Below are 21,262 nucleotides of genomic sequence, written 5' to 3' on the forward strand. Positions count from 1 at the left end.
TTTAAATAAACTAACTTTTAGGAATATGTATAGAAGGGGGCGTGGTCCGTCTGGTTAAGCGTGCGGCGGCGAGGGAAGTCGTCCCTCACCGGCCGTCGATGCTCATTTTTTTTGCGGCTCTGCTGCCTTCAGCGTTTCCTTGAGCGGCACCTTGAGGTAGGGATTCACACAACCGATCTTCAGCGTTCGCGGCGGCGCCCAGCGCGAGTTGTTGCCGACCCGGTCGAGGATGCAGTAGGTCACATCCAGCCGCAGGTCTTCGCCGGCCTCGGTGATGATCGCCGGCGGCACCCAGACCTGAATCGGCTGGCCGACATCGGCCGGGGTGATGCGCGCCAGGTCCATCCGCACATCGCCCCAGCGCAGGGTGATGGCATCGCCTTCAGCCATGTTCAGGTACGGCTCGATGGTCAGTGGTACGCCACGCTTGATCTGGTTCGCGTTGACCCCCTGACGGCGAATGGTCTCGGGCAGGGTCACAGGGGCCAGTTGCTGGTTTTCGTCACCACACACCGCGGGGGGCTGCCCGCCGGGGCAGTCGAGTTTCACCGTGACGCGCGCCGCCGCCGACAGCGATGGCCCGTGACCCACCCGCATGACCCGGTAGTGAATGCGTGATGAGCCGCTGACGATAAAGCTCTCGGGCACCCGCAGACTCACCGGGGCTGATAGGTCTTGCGCTGTCAGCAGGTGAGAGGCGACATAGCAGTTGTTCCAGAACAGTTCGATCAGATCGCCGGTGTCCATGTCCGGGTAGGGCGGCACATCGACCAGCAAATGCGCCGCTGCTGCGAGATTGATGCCGTTGTTTTGCGAGGGCGCCACGCTCGGCGCGGTCAGTTCGGGGATAAGCGAAGTGCGGGTCATGAAATCCTCTCCTTGAAGCCTTGCAGCGAAATCCGTTTCTGAAAGTTCAAATGACCAGAATTGCCCGGTAATAAAAACCAGTACTTTCGGCCAATCGTTATAGGGTCTTTTTGATGTAGCGGCTTGCGATGAGTGACTAGATAAAAGTTCACTGAAAGGCATGTCAATGGATGCCGTTAGTTAATTGCAGAATTACGGACTTATCAGAATGCTCCTACGTCGATAAGGCACTCTACCTATCTGGAACGGCGAATTAAGCCACGTTTTTTCCGGGCTTTACCGGCTGTGGCGGCTATTGAACTGCGCAAAGGAGGACGAGTGAGAGGGCGCAATTCAATCATGTCCAGTGTGTTGCAGGACATGGATAAATAGCGCAATTGTTTGATTGAGTTGGTGTCGTGGAATGTTTAAACATAACTTCCATCCATGGAAGTTTGTATTCAGGAAAGTTTGCGGATCAGCCGTTGTTTCTGAACTTGCTGAGGAACTGTCGAGTGCGTTCTTCTTTCGGATTGGCGAACAACGCTTTCGCTTCACCTTGTTCGACGATCACGCCTTTATCGAAAAACACCACGCGGTTGGCTACGTCACGGGCGAATGCCATTTCGTGGGTGACGATCACCATGGTGCGTTTCTCCTCGGCGAGGCCGCGGATGGTCGCCAGCACTTCACCCACCAGTTCCGGATCGAGGGCCGAGGTCGGCTCGTCGAACAGGATCACTTCCGGCTCCATCGCCAGCGCCCGGGCAATCGCCACGCGCTGTTGCTGGCCACCGGACAGGCGCCGTGGGTAGGCGTCTTCCTTGCCCGCCAGGCCAACCTTGGCCAGCAGCTTCTTGCCCAGGGCAATGGCTGCATCGCGAGGCGTCTTCTTGACCACGATCGGGCCTTCGATGACGTTTTCCAGGGCGGTGCGGTGGGGGAACAGGTTGAAGTTCTGGAACACGAAGCCCACGTGCTGGCGCAGGTTGCGCACCAGGCTCTGCTGCTGGTTCAGCGGGCGACCGGTATCGATCTCGATCTCGCCGACCTTGATCCGGCCGCTGGTGGGTTCCTCAAGGAAGTTCAGGCAGCGCAGGAACGTGGTCTTGCCCGAGCCGCTGGGGCCGATGATTGCCACGACCTCGCCTTCCTTCACCTCCAGATCAATGCCGTTGAGCACGACTTGACCCTTGAACTGCTTTGTCAGTTTTTCCACGACAATCATGGGGTCAGGACTCCTGGTCGTGCCGATTGACCCGCTCTTCCAACTTGTTCTGGAAGTGCGACAGCACCGTGGCCAGAATCCAGTAGATCAGCGCGGCGGCAAGATACATGGTGAAGACTTCGAAAGTCCGGGCGGTAATCAGCTGTGCCTGACGGAACAGCTCCGGCACCTGAATGGTGGCGGCCAGTGCGGTGTCCTTGACCAGCGAAATGAAGCTGTTGCCCAGCGGCGGCAACGCCGTGCGCATCGCCTGCGGCAGGATGGCCCGGCGCAGGGTCTGCGCGCGGGTCATGCCGATGCTCGCAGCGGCTTCCCACTGGCCGCGCTCGATCGAACCGATCGCGGCACGCAGGATTTCACAGGCGTAGGCGGCCATGTTCAGCGAGAAGCCGATCAGCGCCGCCGGCAGCGGGTCGAGTTCCATGCCCAATTGCGGCAAGCCGTAATAGATCACGAACAGTTGCACCAGCAACGGGGTGCCGCGAAAGAACGACACGTAGATGCGGGCCAGCCAGCTGACCGACTTGAACCGCGACAGGCGCATCAACGCCAGGCCAAAGCCCAGCAGCAGGCCGAAAAACATGCCGCCGAGGCTGAGGATTACCGTGTAGTACGCGCCCTTCAACAGGAAGGGCGCGGAGTCCAGAGCGAGTTGGAAAGCTTCTTCCATTATTGGGTGACGTCAGCGTTGAAGTATTTCTTGGACAGCTTCTCAAGGGTGCCGTCGGCACGCAGTTCGTCGAGGGCCTTGTTCACGGCGGCCAGCAGTTCAGGTTCGCCTTTGCGCAGGGCCACACCGGCTTCCTGACGGGAGAATGCTTCACCGGCAGCGACGGTTTTTGGCGCTTTCTGGGCGTATTCCAGTGCAGCCAGTCGGTCGATCAGGATCGCGTCGGTACGGCCGTTGTTCAGGTCGGCGAACTTGGTCGGATCATCGTCGTAGGTGCGCACGTCGGCACCCGGCACGTTGGCGCGGACCCACTGTTCATAGTTGGTGCCCAGACCGACGCCGACTTTTTTGCCGGACAGGTCGGCGGCGGATTTGATGTTCAGCGCGGCGGCCTTGTCTTTCAGTACCAGTGCCTGAATCCCGGAAACGGTGTACGGCTCGGAGAAGTCGTACTTCTTCTTACGCTCTTCGGAGATGGTCACCTGATTGACCACCACGTCCAGACGCTTGGATTCCAGGGCCGCGAGGATGCCGTCCCATTTGGTCGGCTGAATCTTGGCCTTCACGCCCAGCTTCTTGGCCAGGGCTTCGGACAGTTCGACTTCGAAACCCGACAGCTTGCCGTCGGCATCGACGAAGCTGAACGGTGGGTAAGTGCCTTCCAGGCCGACGTTGATAACGCCTTTGTCCTTGATCTGTTGCAGTTGCTCACCGGCAACGGCGCTGCTGATCAGACCGGCGCTCAGTGCCAGGCCCAGCGAACCTACCAGCAGATTTCGACGTAGTGCGGAAAGAATCATGACAAGCCCCTGTGTTTTCTTATGGAAGACGCTTAAGGAAAGTTGGCGAATCCGGGAATTGGACGACAGCGCTATCCTGCCTTAAAGCAGCTTATGCGTCTCTCGCGAAATTCGCCTGCGGCGAGACTATAGGGTGGTTCTTTTAGAATGGAAAATAATGAATTTTCCATTTGTTATTCATCTGCGGAATATGTGTTTTTCGTATTCCGGGCTGTGTTCCCACGCAGAGCGTGGGAGCGAGCGCATCAGAGAAAATCCTTGTACGCGAACAACGCCGGAGCGCCGCCGGTGTGCAGGAAGATGATCGGGCCGTCGTCGAAACGCCCGCGACCGATACCGTCGAGCAATCCGGCCATGGCCTTGCCGGTGTAGACCGGATCGAGCAGCACGGCGTCCTGGTTGGCCAGCAGCTTCACCGCCGACAGGGTCCCGGCATTCGGCTCGCCATAGCGCGGGCCGAAGTATTCGTCCCACAACTCGACCTTGAAACTGTCCGGCAGTGCCACGCCCAGCAGGTCGGCGGTGCGTTCGGCGAGGCCCTGGACTTTCGGACGCTGATCTTCTTCGCTGCGCGATACCGTCACGCCAATCACCGGCAGTTGCGGCAGGGCTTCGCTCAAGGCCAGCGCCAGACCGCTGTGAGTGCCGGCACTGCCCGAGGCCAGAACCACGGCGGAAAATTGCAGGCCGGTGTCCTTGATCTGCTCTGCCAGCTCCAGACCGGCGCGCACATAACCCAGCGCACCGAGGGCGTTGGAGCCACCGATCGGCACCAGATACGGCTTCTTGCCGTTGCTGCGCAGGCGCACGGCAAGGGCGGCCAGTTGTTCGTCGGCGTTGTCGAGGTTATCGACCAGCTCGACCTTGGTGTCGAACAGGTCCAGCAGCAGGCGGTTGCCGTTGCCGGTGTAGTTGCTGTCGTCGGTGCCCAGTGGGTTTTCCAGCAGCGCCACGCAGCCCAGGCCCAGCTTCGCGGCCAGCGCGGCAGTCTGGCGAACGTGGTTCGATTGCAGTGCACCGGCGGTGATCAGGGTGTCCGCCCCTTGGGCGAGGGCGTCGGCGGCGAGGTATTCGAGCTTGCGCAGCTTGTTGCCGCCCATGGCCAAAGGCGTCAGGTCATCGCGTTTGATGTAGACATCGCGGCCGAGCCAGGTGGACAGGCGCTCGAGTTTTTCCAGTGGGGTCGGTTGGCCGAGCAGGTCGAGGCGGTTAAAGCGGTCCAGCTGTTGTTTGATCGGTTGTGTGGACATGGTTCCGTACTGATGCAAGGAGATGTCAGGACTATAGGCACGCCGATTTACCGGGGCAACTGCCAATCGCTTATAGCCAAATGTGCTTAGCCCAGCACTATCGGTTCTTAATTCGCCCCGGTGGGGTTGCCGTAAAGTAGTCGCCGTTGACGCGGCCAGACAGTCCGGCCGCCCGTGAGGAGTCTTTACCGTGAGCGAGCGTTCCAGCCATTGGCAATTGCAGACCATCGTCAGCCAGCTGCGTACCGCGCGGGATCAGTGGCGTGCGCAAAACGGGCGCGCGTCCGGCGAGCAGGGCGGGCGTGAATTGCCGTCCCGCGATGCGATGGCGCAGATCCTTGAAGCCCTGTGCGGCGCACTGTTTCCGATGCGACTGGGACCGGTGGATCTGCGTGAAGAGAGCGAGGATTTCTATGTCGGTCACACCCTCGACGTTGCGTTGAATGCATTGCTGGCTCAGGCACGACTCGAACTGCGTTACGTCGCCCGTCACAGCGCCCAGGCCGACACTGAGGTCGAGGCCGAAGCCATCCGGATCATCCAGGATTTCGCCCTCGCACTGCCGGGCCTGCGCAGCCTGCTCGACACCGATGTGCTGGCCGCCTACCACGGCGACCCGGCGGCGCGCAGCGTCGATGAAGTGCTGTTGTGCTATCCGGGGATTCTGGCGGTGATTCACCATCGTCTGGCCCACCATTTGTATCGTGCAGGCCTGCCGCTGCTGGCGCGGATCAGCTCGGAAATCGCCCACTCGGCGACCGGCATCGATATTCACCCGGGCGCGCAGATCGGCCGCAGCTTCTTCATCGACCACGGGACGGGTGTGGTGATCGGCGAGACCGCGATCATCGGCGAGCGCGTCAGGATTTATCAGGCGGTGACCCTCGGCGCCAAACGCTTCCCGGCGGACGAGGACGGCCAGTTGCAGAAAGGCCATCCACGCCATCCGATCGTCGAGGATGACGTGGTGATTTACGCCGGTGCGACGATTCTCGGCCGGATCACCATCGGCAAAGGTTCGACCATCGGCGGCAACGTGTGGCTGACTCGCAGCGTGCCGGCCGGGTGCAACCTGACCCAGGCCAATCTGCAGCATGATGACGGGACGCAGAAGTAATTTTTCTGTCTGATCGTTCCCGCGCAACGCGGGAACGATCGTCCTCGCCACAGCGTCATAACCCCTCTTGAGCTAGCGTACGAAAGGTACCGCTGAGCCCTGCGATTAGTCCTGAGCGTACTATCCATGTTTAACTTGAACGTTCATTCAAGTTAAACCGGCGGTTCGCTGCCCGCTCACAACAGGAGGCTTGCCTTTGCTGAGTCCGATCATTTCAGCCATTTTCCAGTCGTTAGAGGTGCACCGTTCATGAGTGCATCGTCCACCCCCGCCAGCGGTCTGGTACGCATGAATCCGCCGGTGTTCTGGTTCGCCGCGACGGTGATCCTGCTGTTCGGCCTGACGGTCATCGCCATGCCGGAACAGGCCGGCGCCTGGCTTCTCGAAGCGCAAAACTGGGCGGCCAATACGGTCGGCTGGTACTACATGCTCGCGATGACCCTGTATCTGGTCTTCGTGGTGGTCACCGCGTTATCGGGCTACGGCAAGATCAAACTCGGTGCCGACCACGACGAACCCGAATTCAGTTACCTGTCCTGGGCCGGCATGCTGTTCGCCGCCGGGATCAGCATCACGCTGTTTTTCTTCTGCGTGTCCGAACCGCTGACCCACATGCTCCAGCCGCCGCAAGGCGAGGCCGGCACGGCGGAGGCGGCGCGTCAGGCGATGCAGATTCTGTTTCTGCACTGGGGCCTGCACGGCTGGGGCGTGTTCGCCTTTGTCGGCATGGCGCTGGCGTATTTCGCTTATCGGCACAACCTGCCACTGGCCCTGCGTTCGGCGCTGTACCCGCTGATCGGCAAACGCATCAACGGCCCCATCGGCTACGCAGTGGACGGCTTCGGCATCATCGCCACGGTATTCGGCCTCGGTGCGGACATGGGCTTCGGCGTGCTCCATCTCAACTCCGGTCTGGACTATCTGTTCGGCATCGCCCACACCCAGTGGATTCAGGTCGGCCTGATCACGCTGATGATGGGCGCGGCGATCATCGTCGCCGTCTCCGGTGTGGATAAAGGCGTGCGGGTCATGTCCGACATCAACATGCTGCTGGCCTGTGCGCTGCTGCTGTTCGTGTTGTTCGCCGGCCCCACCCAGCATTTGCTCAACACCCTGATCCAGAACCTCGGCGACTACCTCGGCGCCTTGCCGATGAAGAGTTTCGACCTCTACGCCTACGACAAACCGAGCGACTGGCTCGGCGGCTGGACGGTGTTCTACTGGGCCTGGTGGATCGCATGGTCGCCGTTCGTGGGCCTGTTCATCGCACGGATTTCCCGTGGCCGGACCATCCGCGAATTCGTCTTCGGTGTGCTGCTGATTCCACTCGGTTTCACCCTGGCGTGGATGTCGATCTTCGGTAACAGCGCCATCGACCAAGTGCTCAACCACGGTATGTCGGCGCTGGGCATGTCGGCCCTCGACAACCCGTCGATGACCCTCTACCTGCTGCTGGAAACCTATCCGTGGAGCAAGACCGTCATCGCGGTGACGGTGTTCATCAGCTTCGTGTTCTTTGTCACCTCCGCCGACTCCGGCACCGTGGTGCTCTCGACCTTGTCGGCCAAGGGCGGCAACCCGGATGAAGACGGGCCGAAATGGCTGCGGGTGTTCTGGGGCGCGATGACCGCGCTGGTGACCAGCGCGCTGCTGTTCTCCGGCAGTATCGATGCGCTGAAGTCGGCGGTGGTGCTGACCTCGCTGCCGTTCTCGATGATTCTGCTGCTGATGATGTGGGGCCTGCACAAGGCGTTCTATCTGGAGTCGCAGAAGCAGATCGCGCAACTGCATTCGCTGGCGCCGGTCTCCGGTTCACGGCGTGGCAAGGGTGGTTGGCGACAGCGCCTGAGTCAGGCCGTGCACTTCCCGTCGCGGGACGAGGTGTACCGCTTCATGGACACCACGGTGAAGCCGGCCATCGAAGAAGTGACGGCCGTGTTCGCCGAGAAAGGCCTGAACGTGGTCACCCAACCGGATCCGGCGCACGACAGCGTCAGCCTGGAAATCGGTCACGGTGAACAGCATCCGTTCATCTATCAGGTGCAGATGCGCGGCTACTTCACGCCGTCGTTCGCCCGTGGTGGCATGGGTTCCAAGCAGCTCAACAATCGCCGCTACTACCGCGCTGAAGTGCACTTGAGCGAGGGCAGTCAGGACTACGATCTGGTCGGTTACACCAAAGAGCAGATCATCAACGACATCCTCGACCAGTACGAACGGCACATGCAGTTCCTGCATCTGGTGCGTTGATCGGGGCAGGGCGCCGGGACGATTCAGGTCTCGGCGCTCAGCACCATGAACAACACCATCGCCGCCAGCGGCACGCCATACACGGCGCTGCCGATCGCGATCTCCGACCCCAACGGCTGCCCGGCGTGCACCACGCCGACCGCACCATTGATCACCGTCAACGCCAGCCACAAAGCCGCGAAGCCGTAGGCCAGCGTCTGCCGACTGAAGCCGATGCGCTCGCCGATGTAGAACATCAATGCCAGCAGGATCAGGCCGAAGAAGATGATGATTGCGGTGTGCATGGTCGGGATCTGCCTGTGAATGAGTCGTCCTGGCTTTGCTCATGTTGAGCATAGGCCAGCTGTCAGCCTCATGTCGTTCGACACATCTCGGCACGTATCTATCTGTCTATGTGGGCCGCGTGCCAGGCGCGCTCACCGCCGATCTGGCCATTAAACACGTGTCTGCCTGGTAGGCTAATATTTGTCCAAGTGTGTATGGTGTGTATTTGGCGCAGCATCCAGCTCCTAAAGTACGCAGCTCTTGCTGTCGAACAGGACGAAGGAAATGCGTAGTCGGGAAATGATCAGGATGATCGAGGAGGATGGCTGGTATCTGGTCGCCGTCAAAGGCAGTCATCACCAATACAAACATCCGGGCAAGCCAGGGAGGGTGACGATCAAGCATCCGGATTCGGATCTTCCCAAGGGTACGATCAACAGCATCTTGAAACAGGCGGGTTTGAAATGAAGCCCGTGATTGGAAATGAAAGTCCGTTTATGGACATGTCAGAGGAAGGACTCACTTACATGAAATTCCCGGTCGTTCTGCACAAGGATGCCGACTCAGACTACGGAGTGATTATCCCGGATGTACCGGGGTGCTTCTCCGCAGGCACTACGGTAGCCGAAGCTTTTGACAACACTCAGGAGGCACTGGCCTTGCACTATGAGGGCTTGGTCGCTGATGGCGCGCCGTTGCCTCGGATCCAGGACATTGATGCCCATCTGGAGAATCCGGATTACGCTGGCGGTATCTGGGGTGTGGTCGAGTTTGATATCACTCCCTATTTCGGCAAGTCGGTGCGCTTCAACGCTACGCTGCCGGAGCAGTTGCTGGAGCGTATCGATCAGACGGTTCGGCGTGACCAGCGCTACAGTTCCCGCTCCGGATTTTTGGCCGCTGCTGCCTTGCGCGAGTTGTCGGCATAAGGCCGATTTACAGAGTTTTGGGTCAGGTACTTTCCCGCTCAATAACCGTGCACTTCAGCAGATTCAACCGCTGCACCTCATCGCTCGGCAACACGCCCAGGCTTTCCAGCACCCGCGTCGCCGCCAGTACGCCGATCTCCAGCGCCGGAGGTTTGATCGTGCTCAGGCTCGGCAGCAGCATCTCGGCGAACGGGTAGTCGCCGAAGCCGAGGACGGCGCAGTCTTCGGGGATCTTGAGGCCGGCGCGTTGCCCGGCGAGCAGGCCGCCGGCGGCGAGGTTGTCGTTGGCGAAGATGATGGCGTCCGGACGGGGTGAGGCGTTCATCAGCGCTTGCATCGCTTGCTTGCCGGCCTCGAACGGGGCGCGATCGGCGGCGGGTGCGAATACCCAGGGTTCAAGTCCTGACTCACGCACGGTCGCCGCATAACCGTCGCGGCGCTCCAGTGCGCTGAAGTCGCCGGGGGCGCTGTTCTGCACGAAGGCGATTCGCCGATAGCCTTTGTCATGCAGATAACGAGCGGCACTGACCCCCACTTCAAAGTGCGAAAAGCCGATCTGCATCGGTTCGCGATCCGGCTGGTAATCCCAGGTTTCGATCACCGGAATATCCGCTTCGGCGAGCATCTTTTCCGTGCCCACGCTGTGGAAGTGACTGGTGACCACCAGCGCCGCCGGCGACCAGCCGAGGAACGCCCGCACGGCGTTTTCTTCCTGCTCGGTGCTGAAGTAACTCGAGGCCAGCAACAGCTGATAACCGTGACGGCTGAGGGTGTCGCTGAAGCCCTGAATGGTGTTGGCAAAGATCGGCCCGGAAATATTCGGGATCACCATGCCGACGATTTTCCCCCGTGCAGAGGCGAGTCCGCCGGCCACCAGGTTCGGCACATAACCCAGTTCGGCGACCACCGCCGCGATCCGTTCGCGACGCTCGGGCGAGACCTGTTCCGGCTGGTTGAAATAGCGCGACACGGTGATCGCCGAAACACCGGCCTGGCGCGCCACCGCGTTGAGGGTCACGCGACCGGCGCCACGGCGTTTGCGGGGCTTTTCTTCGCTCAAGGCTCGATCCTTCTTAAAAACCAAAACGCATATAAAAGTAATTTTTCAGTATTGGACGGTCTATGTGCGGCTTGCCAATACTGGCGATGTTAGCGCTAACAATGCGCGTTGTCTGCTACTCGCTCGAGCGAATGCCCAAGACACCGAGACAGGCGCTGTCGTCGCAGAACGGCAGCGGTTCAGGGCAACTTTTCGAGCGGGCAAACATGCACAACTTTCCTGGGGCGACACACAAACTGGCGCAATCGATCCGCGCTGCGGGCTGGCTACTCACCGGGCTGGCCGCGCTGCCGCTGCCGGCCGCGTTCGCCGCCGACAGCACCGATCAGGAGCCGACACTCAAGTCCGTCACGGTCACCGCCACCCGCCGCGAAGAGTCGCTGCAAAAGGTGCCGGTGGCGGTGTCGGTGATCGACGGCGAGCAACTGGAACGCGACAACCGCAACAGCGTGGCGAGCATCGTCCAGCAAGTACCGTCGTTGAATTTCCGCACCGGCGCATCGAACAAGGACACCTCGTTGTTCGTGCGTGGCGTGGGGACGATTTCCACCTCGCCGGGCGTCGAGCCGACGGTGGCGACGGTGATTGATGGCGTGGTCTATGCCCGCCCCGGCCAGTCCACTCTGGATCTGCTGGACCTGGAACGCGTTGAAGTCTTGCGCGGCCCGCAAGGCACGCTGTTCGGCAAGAACGCTTCGGCCGGTGTGCTGAACATCACCAGCAAGGCGCCGACCGCCGAGACCCACGGCTACATCGATCAGTCGTACTACAGCGGCAACGAAAGCCGCACCCGTTTCGGCATTGGCGGCAGCCTGATTCCGGACACGCTCAAGGGCTCGATCAGTACCTTGTTCGGCACGTACGACGGCAACGTCGACAACCAGCACAACGGTCAGGAGGTCAACGGGTATAACCATCGCGGCGTGCGCGGCAAACTGGAATTCACCCCGAACGACGACATCACCTTCACCCTGATCGCCGACTACATGCAGTCCCACGATGACGGTCCCAACGGCGTCGTGACCAAGGCTCTGACCCCGGCCTTCGCGAATGCGTTGAGCCCGGTCGGCGCCACCAGCCACAACCGCGACATCAACACCGACACCCGTTCCCACGTCGAGGACACCAACAAGGGCCTGTCCGGCCAGCTCGATTGGCAACTGGGGGATTACACCCTGACCTCGATTACCGCGTGGCGTGGCTGGGACAACACTCAGTATCAGGATGGCGACCGCCTCGGCACAGTGACGGCTGCGTTCCCCGGCACGGCGGACAAGGGCGATCTGGCCTTCGATCAGTACTCGCAGGAGCTGCGGCTGGCGTCGCCGAAAGGCGAGTTCCTCGAATACGTCGGCGGCCTGTTCTACATGCACGGCAAGGACGACGAGACCTATCAGCGCACGCTGACCACCACCACACGAACTGATCGCGGCGTCGCCGATTACAGCACCACCAGCGACAGCTACGCGGTGTTCGGCGAGAGCACGCTGAATTTCACTTCGGATTTGCGTGGCATCGCCGGCCTGCGCTACACCCACGACGATCTGGAATACGATCACCGTCGCGTTTCCACGTCCGCCACCACCGTCAGCGGCATTCAACCGGCCACTCGCAGCTCCGGTTCGGTGGACGAGGACGGCTGGTCCGGTCGGCTCGGTTTGCAGTACGACCTGAGCGATACCGTCACCACCTACCTGACTTATTCGCGCGGCTACAAAGGCCCGGCCTACAACGTGTTCTTCAACATGCAGCCGCGCGATACCGAAGCCTTGAAACCGGAAACCTCCAACACCTGGGAGGCGGGGATCAAAGCCTCAAGCTGGAACAATCGCCTGACCACCAACCTCGCGGTTTTCCACAGCGACTACGACAACTACCAGGCGAACTTTTTCGACACCGTCGCCGGGCAAGTCGTAACGCGCCTGATCAACGCCGGCAGCGTCAGCACCGAGGGCGTGGAACTTGATTTCGCCCTGCAGGCGACCCAGCAACTGAAGTTCTCCGGCGCGCTGGCCTACACCCGCGCCCGCATCGACGAGTTCGCTTGCCCGGCGGGCGCCGCGGCGTCGTGCAACGTCAACGGCAAACCGCTGCCGTTTAGCCCGGACTGGAAAAGCTACGTGCGGGCCGACTACACGATCCCGCTGGATAACGGCCTGGACATCGAACTCGGCACCGACTACAGCTGGCAGAGCGAAGTGCAGTACGACATCAGCCAGAACGCCGACACCCAGCAGGGCGCCTACGGTCTCTGGAATGCCAGCGTGGCCCTGGCCGATTACACCAATGGCTGGCGCGTGGCGTTGCTCGGCAAGAACCTCACCGACAAGTCCTATTCGCCATTGCTCGCCAGCGGTGGCAACTACATCTACCGCGCCGTGCCCCGCGACGACGAGCGCTACTTCGGCGTGCAACTGCGCAAGGACTTCTGAGATGAGCAGACAGCTGAAACTCGGCGCGTTCCTCATGGCCACCGGGCACCACGTTGCCGCATGGCGTCATCCGGACGTACCGGCCAACGCCGGACTGGATTTCGCCCATTACAAACGCCTGGCGCAGATTGCCGAGGCAGCGAAGTTCGACACCTTGTTCGTCGCCGACAGCGTCGCCGCGCCGACCCAGGACATCGCCAGCCGCATGGCCCGTTCGGATCACTTCGAACCGCTGACGTTGCTCTCGGCATTGAGCGCGGTGACCGAACACATCGGCCTGATCGCCACCGCCACCACCAGCTACAACGAGCCGTACCACGTGGCGCGCAAGTTCGCTTCGCTCGATCACCTGTCCGGCGGGCGAGCGGGGTGGAATCTGGTGACCTCGGACAACGCCGCCGAAGCGCAGAATTTCGGCCGCGACGAACACATCGGCCATGCCGAACGCTACAGCCGCGCCCGGGAGTTTCATCAGGTGGTCACCGGTCTCTGGGACAGTTGGCAGGACGACGCCTTCATTCGCGACAAGGCCAGCGGCGCCTATTACGACCCGGAAAAACTGCACGTGCTGAACCACGTTGGCGAGCACTTCCGGGTCAAAGGCCCGCTGAATGTCGCGCGTTCGCCACAGGGTCAGCCGGTGATCGTGCAGGCCGGCTCGTCGGAAACCGGGCGTGAACTGGCGGCGCAGACGGCCGAAGTGGTGTTCACCGCGCAGACCTCGCTGGCCAGCGCCCAGGCCTTCTACGCCGACCTCAAGGGGCGCTTGCCGAAGTACGGACGCAGTGCCGATTCGCTGAAAATCATGCCCGGCGTGTTTGTCGTGGTGGGGCAGACGGAAGCCCAAGCACAGGAAAAATGTGAAACGTTTCAGCAATTGGTCGAACCCGAGGTGGGCATCGCCCTGCTTGGGCGTATGCTGGGCAACTTCGATCTGTCGAAGTACCCGCTGGACGGGCCGCTGCCGGAGTTGCCGCTGACTGACAGCGGCCAGCAAAGCCGACAGAAACTGCTGACCGAACTGGCCGGCCGCGAGCATCTGACTCTGGCCGAACTGGGCCGCAGAATCGCTGGCGGTCGCGGGCATTACAGCGTCGTCGGCACCCCGGCGCAGATTGCCGACCGTTTGCAGGAATGGTTCGAGCAGGGCGCGGCGGACGGCTTCAACGTGCTGGTGCCGCACCTGCCCGGCGGGCTCGAAGACTTCGCCAACAGCGTGGTCCCGGAACTGCAACGGCGCGGGCTGTTCAGAACCGAATACGAGGGCCGGACCTTGCGCCAGAACCTTGGCCTCGCCCGGCCCGGCAACAGATTTGCGTAGCAATCGACACCTGATTCAAGACCGACAAGAGAGGATTCGATGACTTACACCGCTGCCGAAAACCGCTATGACTCCATCCCTTACCGCCGCGTCGGACGCAGCGGCCTGGTGCTGCCGGCGCTGTCCCTGGGGCTGTGGCACAACTTCGGCGACAGCACGCCGATCGACACCCAGCGCTCGTTGCTGCGCACGGCGTTCGACCTGGGCATCAACCACTTCGACCTGGCCAACAACTATGGCCCGCCCTACGGCAGCGCCGAGATCAACTTCGGCCGTTTGCTGCGCGAAGACTTCAAGCAGTACCGCGATGAACTGATCATCTCCAGCAAGGCCGGTTGGGACATGTGGCCCGGCCCTTACGGCCAGGGCGGCGGTTCGCGCAAATACGTGCTGGCCAGCCTCGACCAGAGCCTGCAACGCCTGGGCCTGGACTATGTGGATATCTTCTATTCGCATCGCTTCGACCCGGACACCCCACTGGAAGAAACCGCCAGCGCCCTTGCCACGGCGGTGCAGCAGGGCAAGGCGCTGTACATCGGCATCTCGTCGTACTCCGGGGTGAAAACCCGCGAAATCGCCGCATTGCTCAAAGAGTGGAAAGTGCCGCTGCTGATTCACCAGCCAGCGTACAACCTGCTCAACCGCTGGGTGGAAAAGGACCTGCTCGACACCACCGACGAACTCGGCACCGGCGTGATTGCGTTCACCCCGCTGGCGCAAGGCCTGCTGACCGACAAGTACCTCAACGGCGTGCCGGCGGATGCGCGGGTCAATCGTCCGGGCGGTGGTTCGTTGCAGGCTTCGCATTTGTCCGAGGCGAACATTGCTCATGTGCGGGCGCTGAACGAGATTGCCAAGCGTCGTGGGCAGAGCCTGGCGCAACTGGCATTGGCGTGGACGCTGCGCGATCCGCGAGTGACCTCGGCGCTGATCGGTGCGAGCCGGCCGGAGCAGATTATCGAGAACGTTGGGGCGTTGAAGAATCTGAGCTTCAGTGCGGAGGAACTGGCAGAGATTGACCGGTTTGCCCAGGAAGGTGGGATCAATCTTTGGGAGAAGCCTTCGACAGCTGAATAAGTGACTGGCGCCGGGTTATTCGGCGCCTGCTCTGACGCTTTCGCGGGCAAGCCCGCTCCCACAGGTACTGTGGCGTTCACAGAGTTTGTGTACACCACCGATGCTGTGGGAGCGGGCTTGCCCGCGATGGGGCCGGAACATTCAATTTAAAACTGCGGGCTCAACGAAAAAACGGCACATCCCCCAACACCGTAGCCCGCTGCATCACCCGCCGCGCCGGACGGTAATCATCCACCGCGTAATGTTGCGTCACGCGGTTGTCCCAGAACGCAATGTCGTCCTTCTGCCAGCGCCAGCGAATGGTGAATTCCGGCCGCGTCGCGTGGGCGAACAGAAACTTCAAAATCGCTTCACTCTCGGTTTCCGACAGCTCATTGATCTTCGACGTGAACCCTTCGTTGACGAACAACGAACGCCGTCCGCTCACCGGGTGCGTGCGAATCACCGGATGCGACAGCGGTGGATTCTTGCGCCGCGCCTCTTCCCACTGCGCCAGTGCCTGCGGCGTGTTGCCATAGCGCTCCAGCGGAAACGAGCGGGTGAAGTCGTGAGTCGCGGTCAGCCCTTCGAGCAGCGCTTTCATCGGCGCCGAGAGCGCTTCGTACGCAGCGATCCCGCTGGCCCATAACGTGTCGCCACCAAACTCCGGCAACAGCTTGGCGCTGAGCACCGCACCCATGGCCGGGGTCGGCAGGAAGGTCACGTCGGTGTGCCAGATCGCGTTGTCGCGCACATCGGTGACGGCAGTGTCGAGGATCAGCACTTCCGGCTGTTCCGGCACGTTCGGGTAGATCGGATGAATGTGCAGGTCGCCGAAGTAGGCGGCGAAACGCGCCTGTTGCGGAGGTTCGATCGGCTGAGTGCGAAAGAACAGCACTTGATACTTGAGCAGCGCCTGCTCGATGGCGTCGCGCTGTTCCTGGTTCAGCGGCTGGCTGATGTCGACGCCGCTGATCTGTGCACCGAGGGCTGAGCTTAACGGGGTGATGTTCAGGCTGCTCATGGTGGTTCTCTTCAATTCCGGGGCCCCGAAACTGTCGGGGTAGTCAGTGCTGAAAAATCAGTGGGCCTGGCCGTGCCACGGCACCAGTTTGCGTTGCAGGGCGCGCAGGCCCATCTCCATCGCGAAGGCGATCAGGGCGATGACCAGAATCCCCAGCACCACCACATCGGTGACCAGGAATTGCGCGGCCGACTGCACCATGAAGCCCAGGCCGCTGGTGGCCGCGATCAGTTCGGCGGCGACCAGCGTCGACCAGCCGACACCGAGGCCAATGCGCACACCGGTCAGAATGTCCGGCAGGGCGCTCGGCAAAATCACGTGGCGGATCAATTGTGCGCGAGTGGCGCCCAGCGACTGGGCGGCGCGCAGTTTGGCCGGGTCGACGGTGCGCACGCCGGTGGCGGTGGCAATCGCGATCGGGGCGAAAATCGCCAGATAGATCAGCAGCACTTTCGACAGCTCGCCGATGCCGCACCAGATCACGATCAGCGGCAGATAAGCGAGTGGCGGAATCGGCCGGTAGAACTCGATCAGCGGATCGAGCACGCCACGGGCGATGCGGTTGGCGCCGATGGCAATGCCCACCGGCACGGCAGTCAGAATCGCAAAACCGAGGCCCAGACCTATGCGGCTCAGGCTCGCGCCCAAGTGCTGCCACAACGTCGAATCCATATAGCCCGTGGTCGCCAGCAACCAGCCTTTTTGCAGCACGGCAGACGGGGGCGGCAGAAACAGCGGTTCGATCAGGCCGGTGGCCGTCACCGCCCACCAGATCACCAGCAACGCGAACAGGGTCAGCAGGCTGATCCAGCGGGTGCTGAGGCGACGGCGCACGGGAATCACCACCGACGTGGCGGCGGGTTTCACGGCGGTGGCGGAAACGTCGTAACTGCTCATGCGCGCTCCTGCCGCTGAACGGCGCTGCGTTGCGAAAACACTTTGGCCAGCACGTGTTCGCGGGTTTCGATGAAGCGCGGATCGGACTTGATCGCCCGCGCCGATTCGCCGGCGGCGTAGCGCTGGCCAAAGTCGAGGTGCAGGCGCTCGACGATCTGCCCCGGATTCGGCGCCAGCAGAATCAGGTCAGTGGCGAGGAACACCGCTTCTTCAATGTCGTGGGTAATCAGGAACACCGGTTTGGCGGTGCGTTGCCAGACTTGCAGCAACAGCTCCTGCATCTGTTCGCGGGTGAAGGCATCGAGGGCGCCGAAGGGCTCGTCCATCAGCAACACACGCGGGTCCGCCGCGAGGGCGCGGGCCAGGCCGACACGCTGCTTCTGGCCGCCGGAAAGTTGCCAGATGCGACGGTGTTCAAAACCGGAAAGGTCGACGAGCGCGAGCATTTCCCGGGCGCGCTGTTCGCGTTTGTCCTTGGCCACACCGGCCAGTTCGAGACCGAAGGCAACGTTGGCCAGCACGTCCTGCCAGGGCAGCAGGGCGTCGTCCTGGAACACCACGCCGCGTTCGGCGCTCGGGCCTTTGACCGGTTCATTGTCGAGAGTGATGCGGCCGGCGCTCGGTTCGACGAAGCCGGCAATCAGGTTCAACAGCGAAGTCTTGCCACTGCCGGACGGGCCGAGGGCCACCAGCAATTGCTGAGGGCCGAGGGTCAGGGAAATGTCGGACAGTACCGGTTCCGGGCTGCCGGGATACTGTGCGCTGATGCGCTCCAGCTGTAGCAAGGCCATCGCGATTAACTCCCGATCAGTTGGTGATGTACTTGGCGCTGACGTACGGCGCGTAGTCCGGCAGTACCGCTTCGACCTTGCCTTGCTCCTTGAGGAACGCAGCGGTGTCGGTGATGGCTTTGGTGGTCGGTGCACCGAGGTCACTGACCTGATCCGCCGCCAGCGGGTAGACGTTACCTTGCAGCAGCAATGGGATGTCGCTGGCCTTGGCGCCGGAGAGCTTCACCAGCTTGTCGACGTTGCTCTGGTTGGCGAGCCAGGCTTTCGGATCCTTGCGGTAGTCGGCGTAGGCGTCGAGGGTGACCTTGGCGAACGCGGTGACGATTTCCGGGTGCTTCTCGGCGAAGTCCTTGCGTACGATCCAGGCGTCGAAGGTCGGCGCGCCGAACTTGGCCAGTTCACCAGACGTGATCAGCACTTTGCCGTTTTCCTTGGCCACACCCAGCGCCGGATCCCAAACGTAGGTAGCGTCGATGTCACCGCGTTTCCAGGCAGCAATGATCGCTGGCGGGGCGAGGTTGAGGACGGTGACTTTCGATGGATCGATGTTCCAGTGCTTCAGCGCGGCCAGCAGGCTGTAATGACCGGTGGACACGAACGGCACGGCGATTTTCTTGCCGACCAGATCCTGCGGCGTCTTGATGCCGGAGCCGTCGCGGGCGACCAGTGCTTCGGCGGCGCCGATCTGGGTGGCGATGAGGAAGGTTTCCACCGGAACCTTGCGGGTGATCGCAGCGGTCAGCGGGCTGGAACCGAGGTAACCGATCTGCACATCGCCGGAAGCGATGGCGGCAATGATGTCGGCACCGTTATCGAATTTGCGCCAGTTGATGTCGGCCTTGGTGGCTTTTTCATAGGCGCCGTCGGCCTGGGCGACTTTCGCCGGGTCAACGGTGGTCTGGTAGGCGACGGTGAGGTCGGCGGCCTGAGCCAGGAAACTCGCAGCAGCCAGAGAGGCCACGGCCAGTAGGCGAAGCGGGAAATTCAGTTTCATTCAAGAGCTCCATATCAGGCGACCGAGCGTCGGCGTGAAAGGAGACTAAATGATCTAAGAAACTAAAAATAAATAACTTTTTAGACTTAGCTTATGAGCGGAAAAATCTGAGGCTCGGAGGGATTGGGGGGCGTTTAAGTTTTGGGTATGGCTTGAGAACTTTTCCCCCTCACCCCAGCCCTCCCGAAACGTCGGACCGCCCCCAAGGGGGCGAGGGGAAAGGGAGCCGATTGGGGGCTTTTCAAATTCGGAGTTCGACTGGGAATTTCAGGTCGGCGTAACTCTGATAAACACTGCAGTCAGTCCCCTCTCCCTCCGGAAGGGGGCGAGGGGGAAAGGGAGCTGATTGGGGGGCTTTTCAGATCCTGAGTTCGGCTAGGTATTTCAGGCCGGCGTACCTTGCACCAACAACTTGATCAGTTCCCTCTCCCTCCGGGAGAGGGCTAGGGTGAGGGGCTGCGATCCAAAGCGATCAATCAGTTACTGATCGCCAGAATGCTTGCCTGATACGACCCGACAAACACGTCGAAATCGCCCACCTCGTTCTGCTCCAGCTCAGCCTGCTGCGCCAGCGAAGAGCGCGCCAGTTCTTCGAACTTCGCCTGTTCCTCAGCCGCCAAAGGCTCACTGCGGAAGAACTCGGCGTGGGCCTGGCTCTGACGCAGGGAGAATTGCGCGAAGCTTTCCTTGTGCGTGGCCATCGCCGCCAGCACCTGGGCCGAAGGTGTCAGGGACGAATCCTTGACCTTGGCCAGTTGCGCATCGAGCGCCTTGCTATGGGCATCGCCGCCATGGCTTTGATCCAGCAGCGCTGCCAGCGGAGCGATTTTTTCCAGCAGCTCGGCAGCCCATTCCTTCAGCTCGACCGGTTGGCCGTCGCGCTGCAATTGCAGGCCCGGACGGCGGCCTTCCTTGACCACGCTGAGGAAGTTGGAGGTGGCGTTGCCGCAGGAGTTGTTGGTCAGCAGCGGACTTTCGTTCAGCGCGCAGTACAGCAGGAATGCGTCGAGGAAGCGCGACTCGGTGAGGTCGATGCCCATTGGCAGGAACGGATTGATGTCCAGGCAGCGCACTTCGACGTACTGAATGCCACGGGCCATCAAGGCCTGGATCGGCCGCTCGCCGGTATAGGTCACGCGTTTCGGGCGGATGTTCGAGTAGTACTCGTTTTCGATCTGCAGGATGTTAGTGTTCAGTTGCACCCACTCGCCATCCTGGTGCGTGCCGACTTCGACGTACGGCGCGTACGGCGTGGCCACCGCTTTGCGCAGGCTGTCGGTGTAGCTCGCCAGGTCGTTGTAGCAAGGGGTCAGGCCGGCCTGGGCGTTGCTCTGGTAACCGAGGTCGCTCATGCGCAGGCTGGTGGCGTAGGGCAGGTACAGGGTGTCCGGATCCAGCTGTTCCAACTGATGCGCACGACCGCGCAGGAAACCGGCGTCCAGCGCCGGCGAGGCACCGAACAGGTACATCAGCAACCAGCTGTAGCGCCGGAAGTTGCGGATCAGCGCGATATAGGACGACGACTGGAAATCCCGGTCGGTGCCGACGAAGCCTTCGGCTTCTTTCAGCAGCGGCCAGAGCTTTTCCGGCAGGGAGAAGTTGTAGTGAATCCCGGCGATGCACTGCATGGTCTTGCCGTAACGCAGGGCAAGGCCCTTGCGGTAGACGTACTTGAGCTGACCGATGTTGGAGGTGCCGTAATAGGCGATCGGGATGTCTTCCTCGGCCGGCAACGGGCACGGCATCGATGGACTCCACAGGTACTCGTTGCCGAGCTTGCTGTAGGCAAAGCGATGAATCTTGTCCAGGCTCGCCAAGGTATCGGCAGGGTCTGGCAGGGCGGGCGTGATGAACTCCAGCAGCGACTCGGAATAGTCGGTGGTGATCTGTTCGTTGGTCAGCGCGGAACCCAGGGCTTCAGGGTGCGGCGTTTGGGCCAGGCGGCCTTCGCCGGTCACGCGCAGGCATTCACGTTCGATACCGTGAAGGCACTGCTCAAGCAGAGAGAGGTTAGCGCGCTCGCCGAGCAGAGCCAGGCGGCGGTTGAGAAGTTCGCTCAATTTGGATTCCTTCACGCGTCAGTCGCCCCAATATGGGGGTGGGCAGGACGGTCTACAAGGGTGAAGTTGAAACTGGCGTTTTCGCCTGGTTTTTCGGGCTCTGAAGCCCCCGTTGAAACGCCAACTTCATTCCCTGAATCTGGCCGATGCACGCGAAGATTACGCGGTCCCTGTGGGAGCGGGCTTGCCCGCGAAGGCGTCGTGTCAGGCGAACTGATGCTGCCTGACACTCCCTCTTCGCGGGCAAGCCCGCTCCCACAGAAAAGCTCGACG

Annotated in this window: 19 protein-coding genes; 7 read left to right on the plus strand and 12 right to left on the minus strand. The window is 61.5% G+C overall.

Annotation, left to right across the window (positions count from 1 at the left end; translation table 11 throughout):
• Window positions 1-102: 102 nt before the first annotated feature.
• The 5 genes from QLG12_RS26245 to QLG12_RS26265 form a co-directional block, all read right to left on the minus strand.
• Window positions 103-867, minus strand: a complete 765-nt coding sequence (locus QLG12_RS26245; RefSeq protein WP_282475492.1) for a hypothetical protein — start codon at window positions 865-867, stop codon at window positions 103-105.
• A gap of 457 nt (window positions 868-1,324) precedes the next feature.
• Window positions 1,325-2,074, minus strand: coding sequence for an L-cystine ABC transporter ATP-binding protein TcyN (tcyN, locus tag QLG12_RS26250; protein ID WP_197870143.1), 750 nt, complete (start codon window positions 2,072-2,074; stop codon window positions 1,325-1,327).
• 4 nt (window positions 2,075-2,078) lie between these two features.
• A complete protein-coding gene (tcyL, locus tag QLG12_RS26255) occupies window positions 2,079-2,744 on the minus strand; it encodes a cystine ABC transporter permease (RefSeq protein ID WP_011331947.1) in 666 nt (221 codons plus the stop codon).
• Window positions 2,744-3,544 (minus strand): cystine ABC transporter substrate-binding protein, encoded by an 801-nt coding sequence (gene tcyJ, locus QLG12_RS26260; protein ID WP_197870142.1) that lies wholly within the window; start codon window positions 3,542-3,544, stop codon window positions 2,744-2,746. Before tcyJ ends, tcyL begins: the two co-directional genes overlap by 1 nt.
• A 245-nt stretch (window positions 3,545-3,789) precedes the next feature.
• Window positions 3,790-4,794, minus strand: coding sequence for a D-cysteine desulfhydrase (locus QLG12_RS26265; RefSeq protein ID WP_197870141.1), 1,005 nt, complete (start codon window positions 4,792-4,794; stop codon window positions 3,790-3,792).
• Between the two features lie 190 nt (window positions 4,795-4,984).
• On the opposite strand from QLG12_RS26265, the gene epsC reads away from it, so the two are divergent.
• Together epsC and betT are read left to right on the plus strand one after the other, a co-directional pair.
• The gene (gene epsC / locus QLG12_RS26270) at window positions 4,985-5,911 is read left to right on the plus strand and encodes a serine O-acetyltransferase EpsC (protein WP_064382732.1); all 927 of its coding nucleotides are present in this window, start codon (window positions 4,985-4,987) and stop codon (window positions 5,909-5,911) included.
• Between the two features lie 288 nt (window positions 5,912-6,199).
• Window positions 6,200-8,161, plus strand: a complete 1,962-nt coding sequence (gene betT, locus QLG12_RS26275) for a choline BCCT transporter BetT (protein WP_197870331.1) — start codon at window positions 6,200-6,202, stop codon at window positions 8,159-8,161.
• Between the two features lie 23 nt (window positions 8,162-8,184).
• Here the strand turns inward: betT and QLG12_RS26280 are convergent, their stop codons facing one another.
• On the minus strand, window positions 8,185-8,445 hold the full coding sequence (locus QLG12_RS26280) for a hypothetical protein (protein ID WP_007952727.1): 261 nt from the start codon (window positions 8,443-8,445) through the stop codon (window positions 8,185-8,187).
• Window positions 8,446-8,710: 265 nt separating this feature from the next.
• Here QLG12_RS26280 and QLG12_RS26285 point away from each other — a divergent pair, with 265 nt between their 5' ends.
• Window positions 8,711-8,893, plus strand: a complete 183-nt coding sequence (locus QLG12_RS26285; protein WP_065261145.1) for a type II toxin-antitoxin system HicA family toxin — start codon at window positions 8,711-8,713, stop codon at window positions 8,891-8,893.
• A 59-nt stretch (window positions 8,894-8,952) separates the two neighbouring features.
• A complete protein-coding gene (locus QLG12_RS26290; protein WP_065261166.1) occupies window positions 8,953-9,354 on the plus strand; it encodes a type II toxin-antitoxin system HicB family antitoxin in 402 nt (133 codons plus the stop codon).
• Between the two features lie 22 nt (window positions 9,355-9,376).
• On the opposite strand, the gene QLG12_RS26295 is transcribed toward QLG12_RS26290, so the two are convergent.
• Window positions 9,377-10,414, minus strand: coding sequence for a LacI family DNA-binding transcriptional regulator (locus QLG12_RS26295; protein ID WP_282475493.1), 1,038 nt, complete (start codon window positions 10,412-10,414; stop codon window positions 9,377-9,379).
• 206 nt (window positions 10,415-10,620) lie between these two features.
• Between QLG12_RS26295 and QLG12_RS26300 the strand changes: the two genes are divergently transcribed.
• The 3 genes from QLG12_RS26300 to mgrA are packed head-to-tail and all read left to right on the plus strand — an operon-like array spanning window position 10,621 to window position 15,244.
• A complete protein-coding gene (locus QLG12_RS26300) occupies window positions 10,621-12,846 on the plus strand; it encodes a TonB-dependent receptor (protein WP_282475494.1) in 2,226 nt (741 codons plus the stop codon).
• 1 nt (window position 12,847) lies between these two features.
• The gene (locus QLG12_RS26305; protein WP_282475495.1) at window positions 12,848-14,167 is read left to right on the plus strand and encodes an LLM class flavin-dependent oxidoreductase; all 1,320 of its coding nucleotides are present in this window, start codon (window positions 12,848-12,850) and stop codon (window positions 14,165-14,167) included.
• Window positions 14,168-14,206: 39 nt separating this feature from the next.
• Window positions 14,207-15,244: an L-glyceraldehyde 3-phosphate reductase gene (mgrA, locus tag QLG12_RS26310; RefSeq protein ID WP_008087334.1), complete on the plus strand. Its 1,038-nt coding sequence runs from the start codon at window positions 14,207-14,209 to the stop codon at window positions 15,242-15,244.
• A 160-nt stretch (window positions 15,245-15,404) separates the two neighbouring features.
• Here the strand turns inward: mgrA and tauD are convergent, their stop codons facing one another.
• The 5 genes from tauD to gshA all read right to left on the minus strand — a co-directional run bounded on the left by tauD (window position 15,405) and on the right by gshA (window position 20,989).
• Window positions 15,405-16,247, minus strand: a complete 843-nt coding sequence (tauD, locus tag QLG12_RS26315; RefSeq protein ID WP_282475496.1) for a taurine dioxygenase — start codon at window positions 16,245-16,247, stop codon at window positions 15,405-15,407.
• A gap of 57 nt (window positions 16,248-16,304) precedes the next feature.
• Window positions 16,305-17,144 (minus strand): taurine ABC transporter permease TauC, encoded by an 840-nt coding sequence (tauC, locus tag QLG12_RS26320; RefSeq protein WP_085647943.1) that lies wholly within the window; start codon window positions 17,142-17,144, stop codon window positions 16,305-16,307.
• Window positions 17,141-17,935: a taurine ABC transporter ATP-binding subunit gene (tauB, locus tag QLG12_RS26325; protein ID WP_197870136.1), complete on the minus strand. Its 795-nt coding sequence runs from the start codon at window positions 17,933-17,935 to the stop codon at window positions 17,141-17,143. Before tauB ends, tauC begins: the two co-directional genes overlap by 4 nt.
• 16 nt (window positions 17,936-17,951) lie before the next feature.
• A complete protein-coding gene (tauA, locus tag QLG12_RS26330; protein ID WP_007952702.1) occupies window positions 17,952-18,929 on the minus strand; it encodes a taurine ABC transporter substrate-binding protein in 978 nt (325 codons plus the stop codon).
• 476 nt (window positions 18,930-19,405) lie between these two features.
• The gene (gene gshA / locus QLG12_RS26335) at window positions 19,406-20,989 is read right to left on the minus strand and encodes a glutamate--cysteine ligase (protein WP_115076177.1); all 1,584 of its coding nucleotides are present in this window, start codon (window positions 20,987-20,989) and stop codon (window positions 19,406-19,408) included.
• Between the last annotated feature and the right edge of the window lie 273 nt (window positions 20,990-21,262).

It is taken from the genome of Pseudomonas sp. V88_4 (assembly GCF_029967985.1).
GTDB lineage: Bacteria > Pseudomonadota > Gammaproteobacteria > Pseudomonadales > Pseudomonadaceae > Aquipseudomonas > Aquipseudomonas glycinae.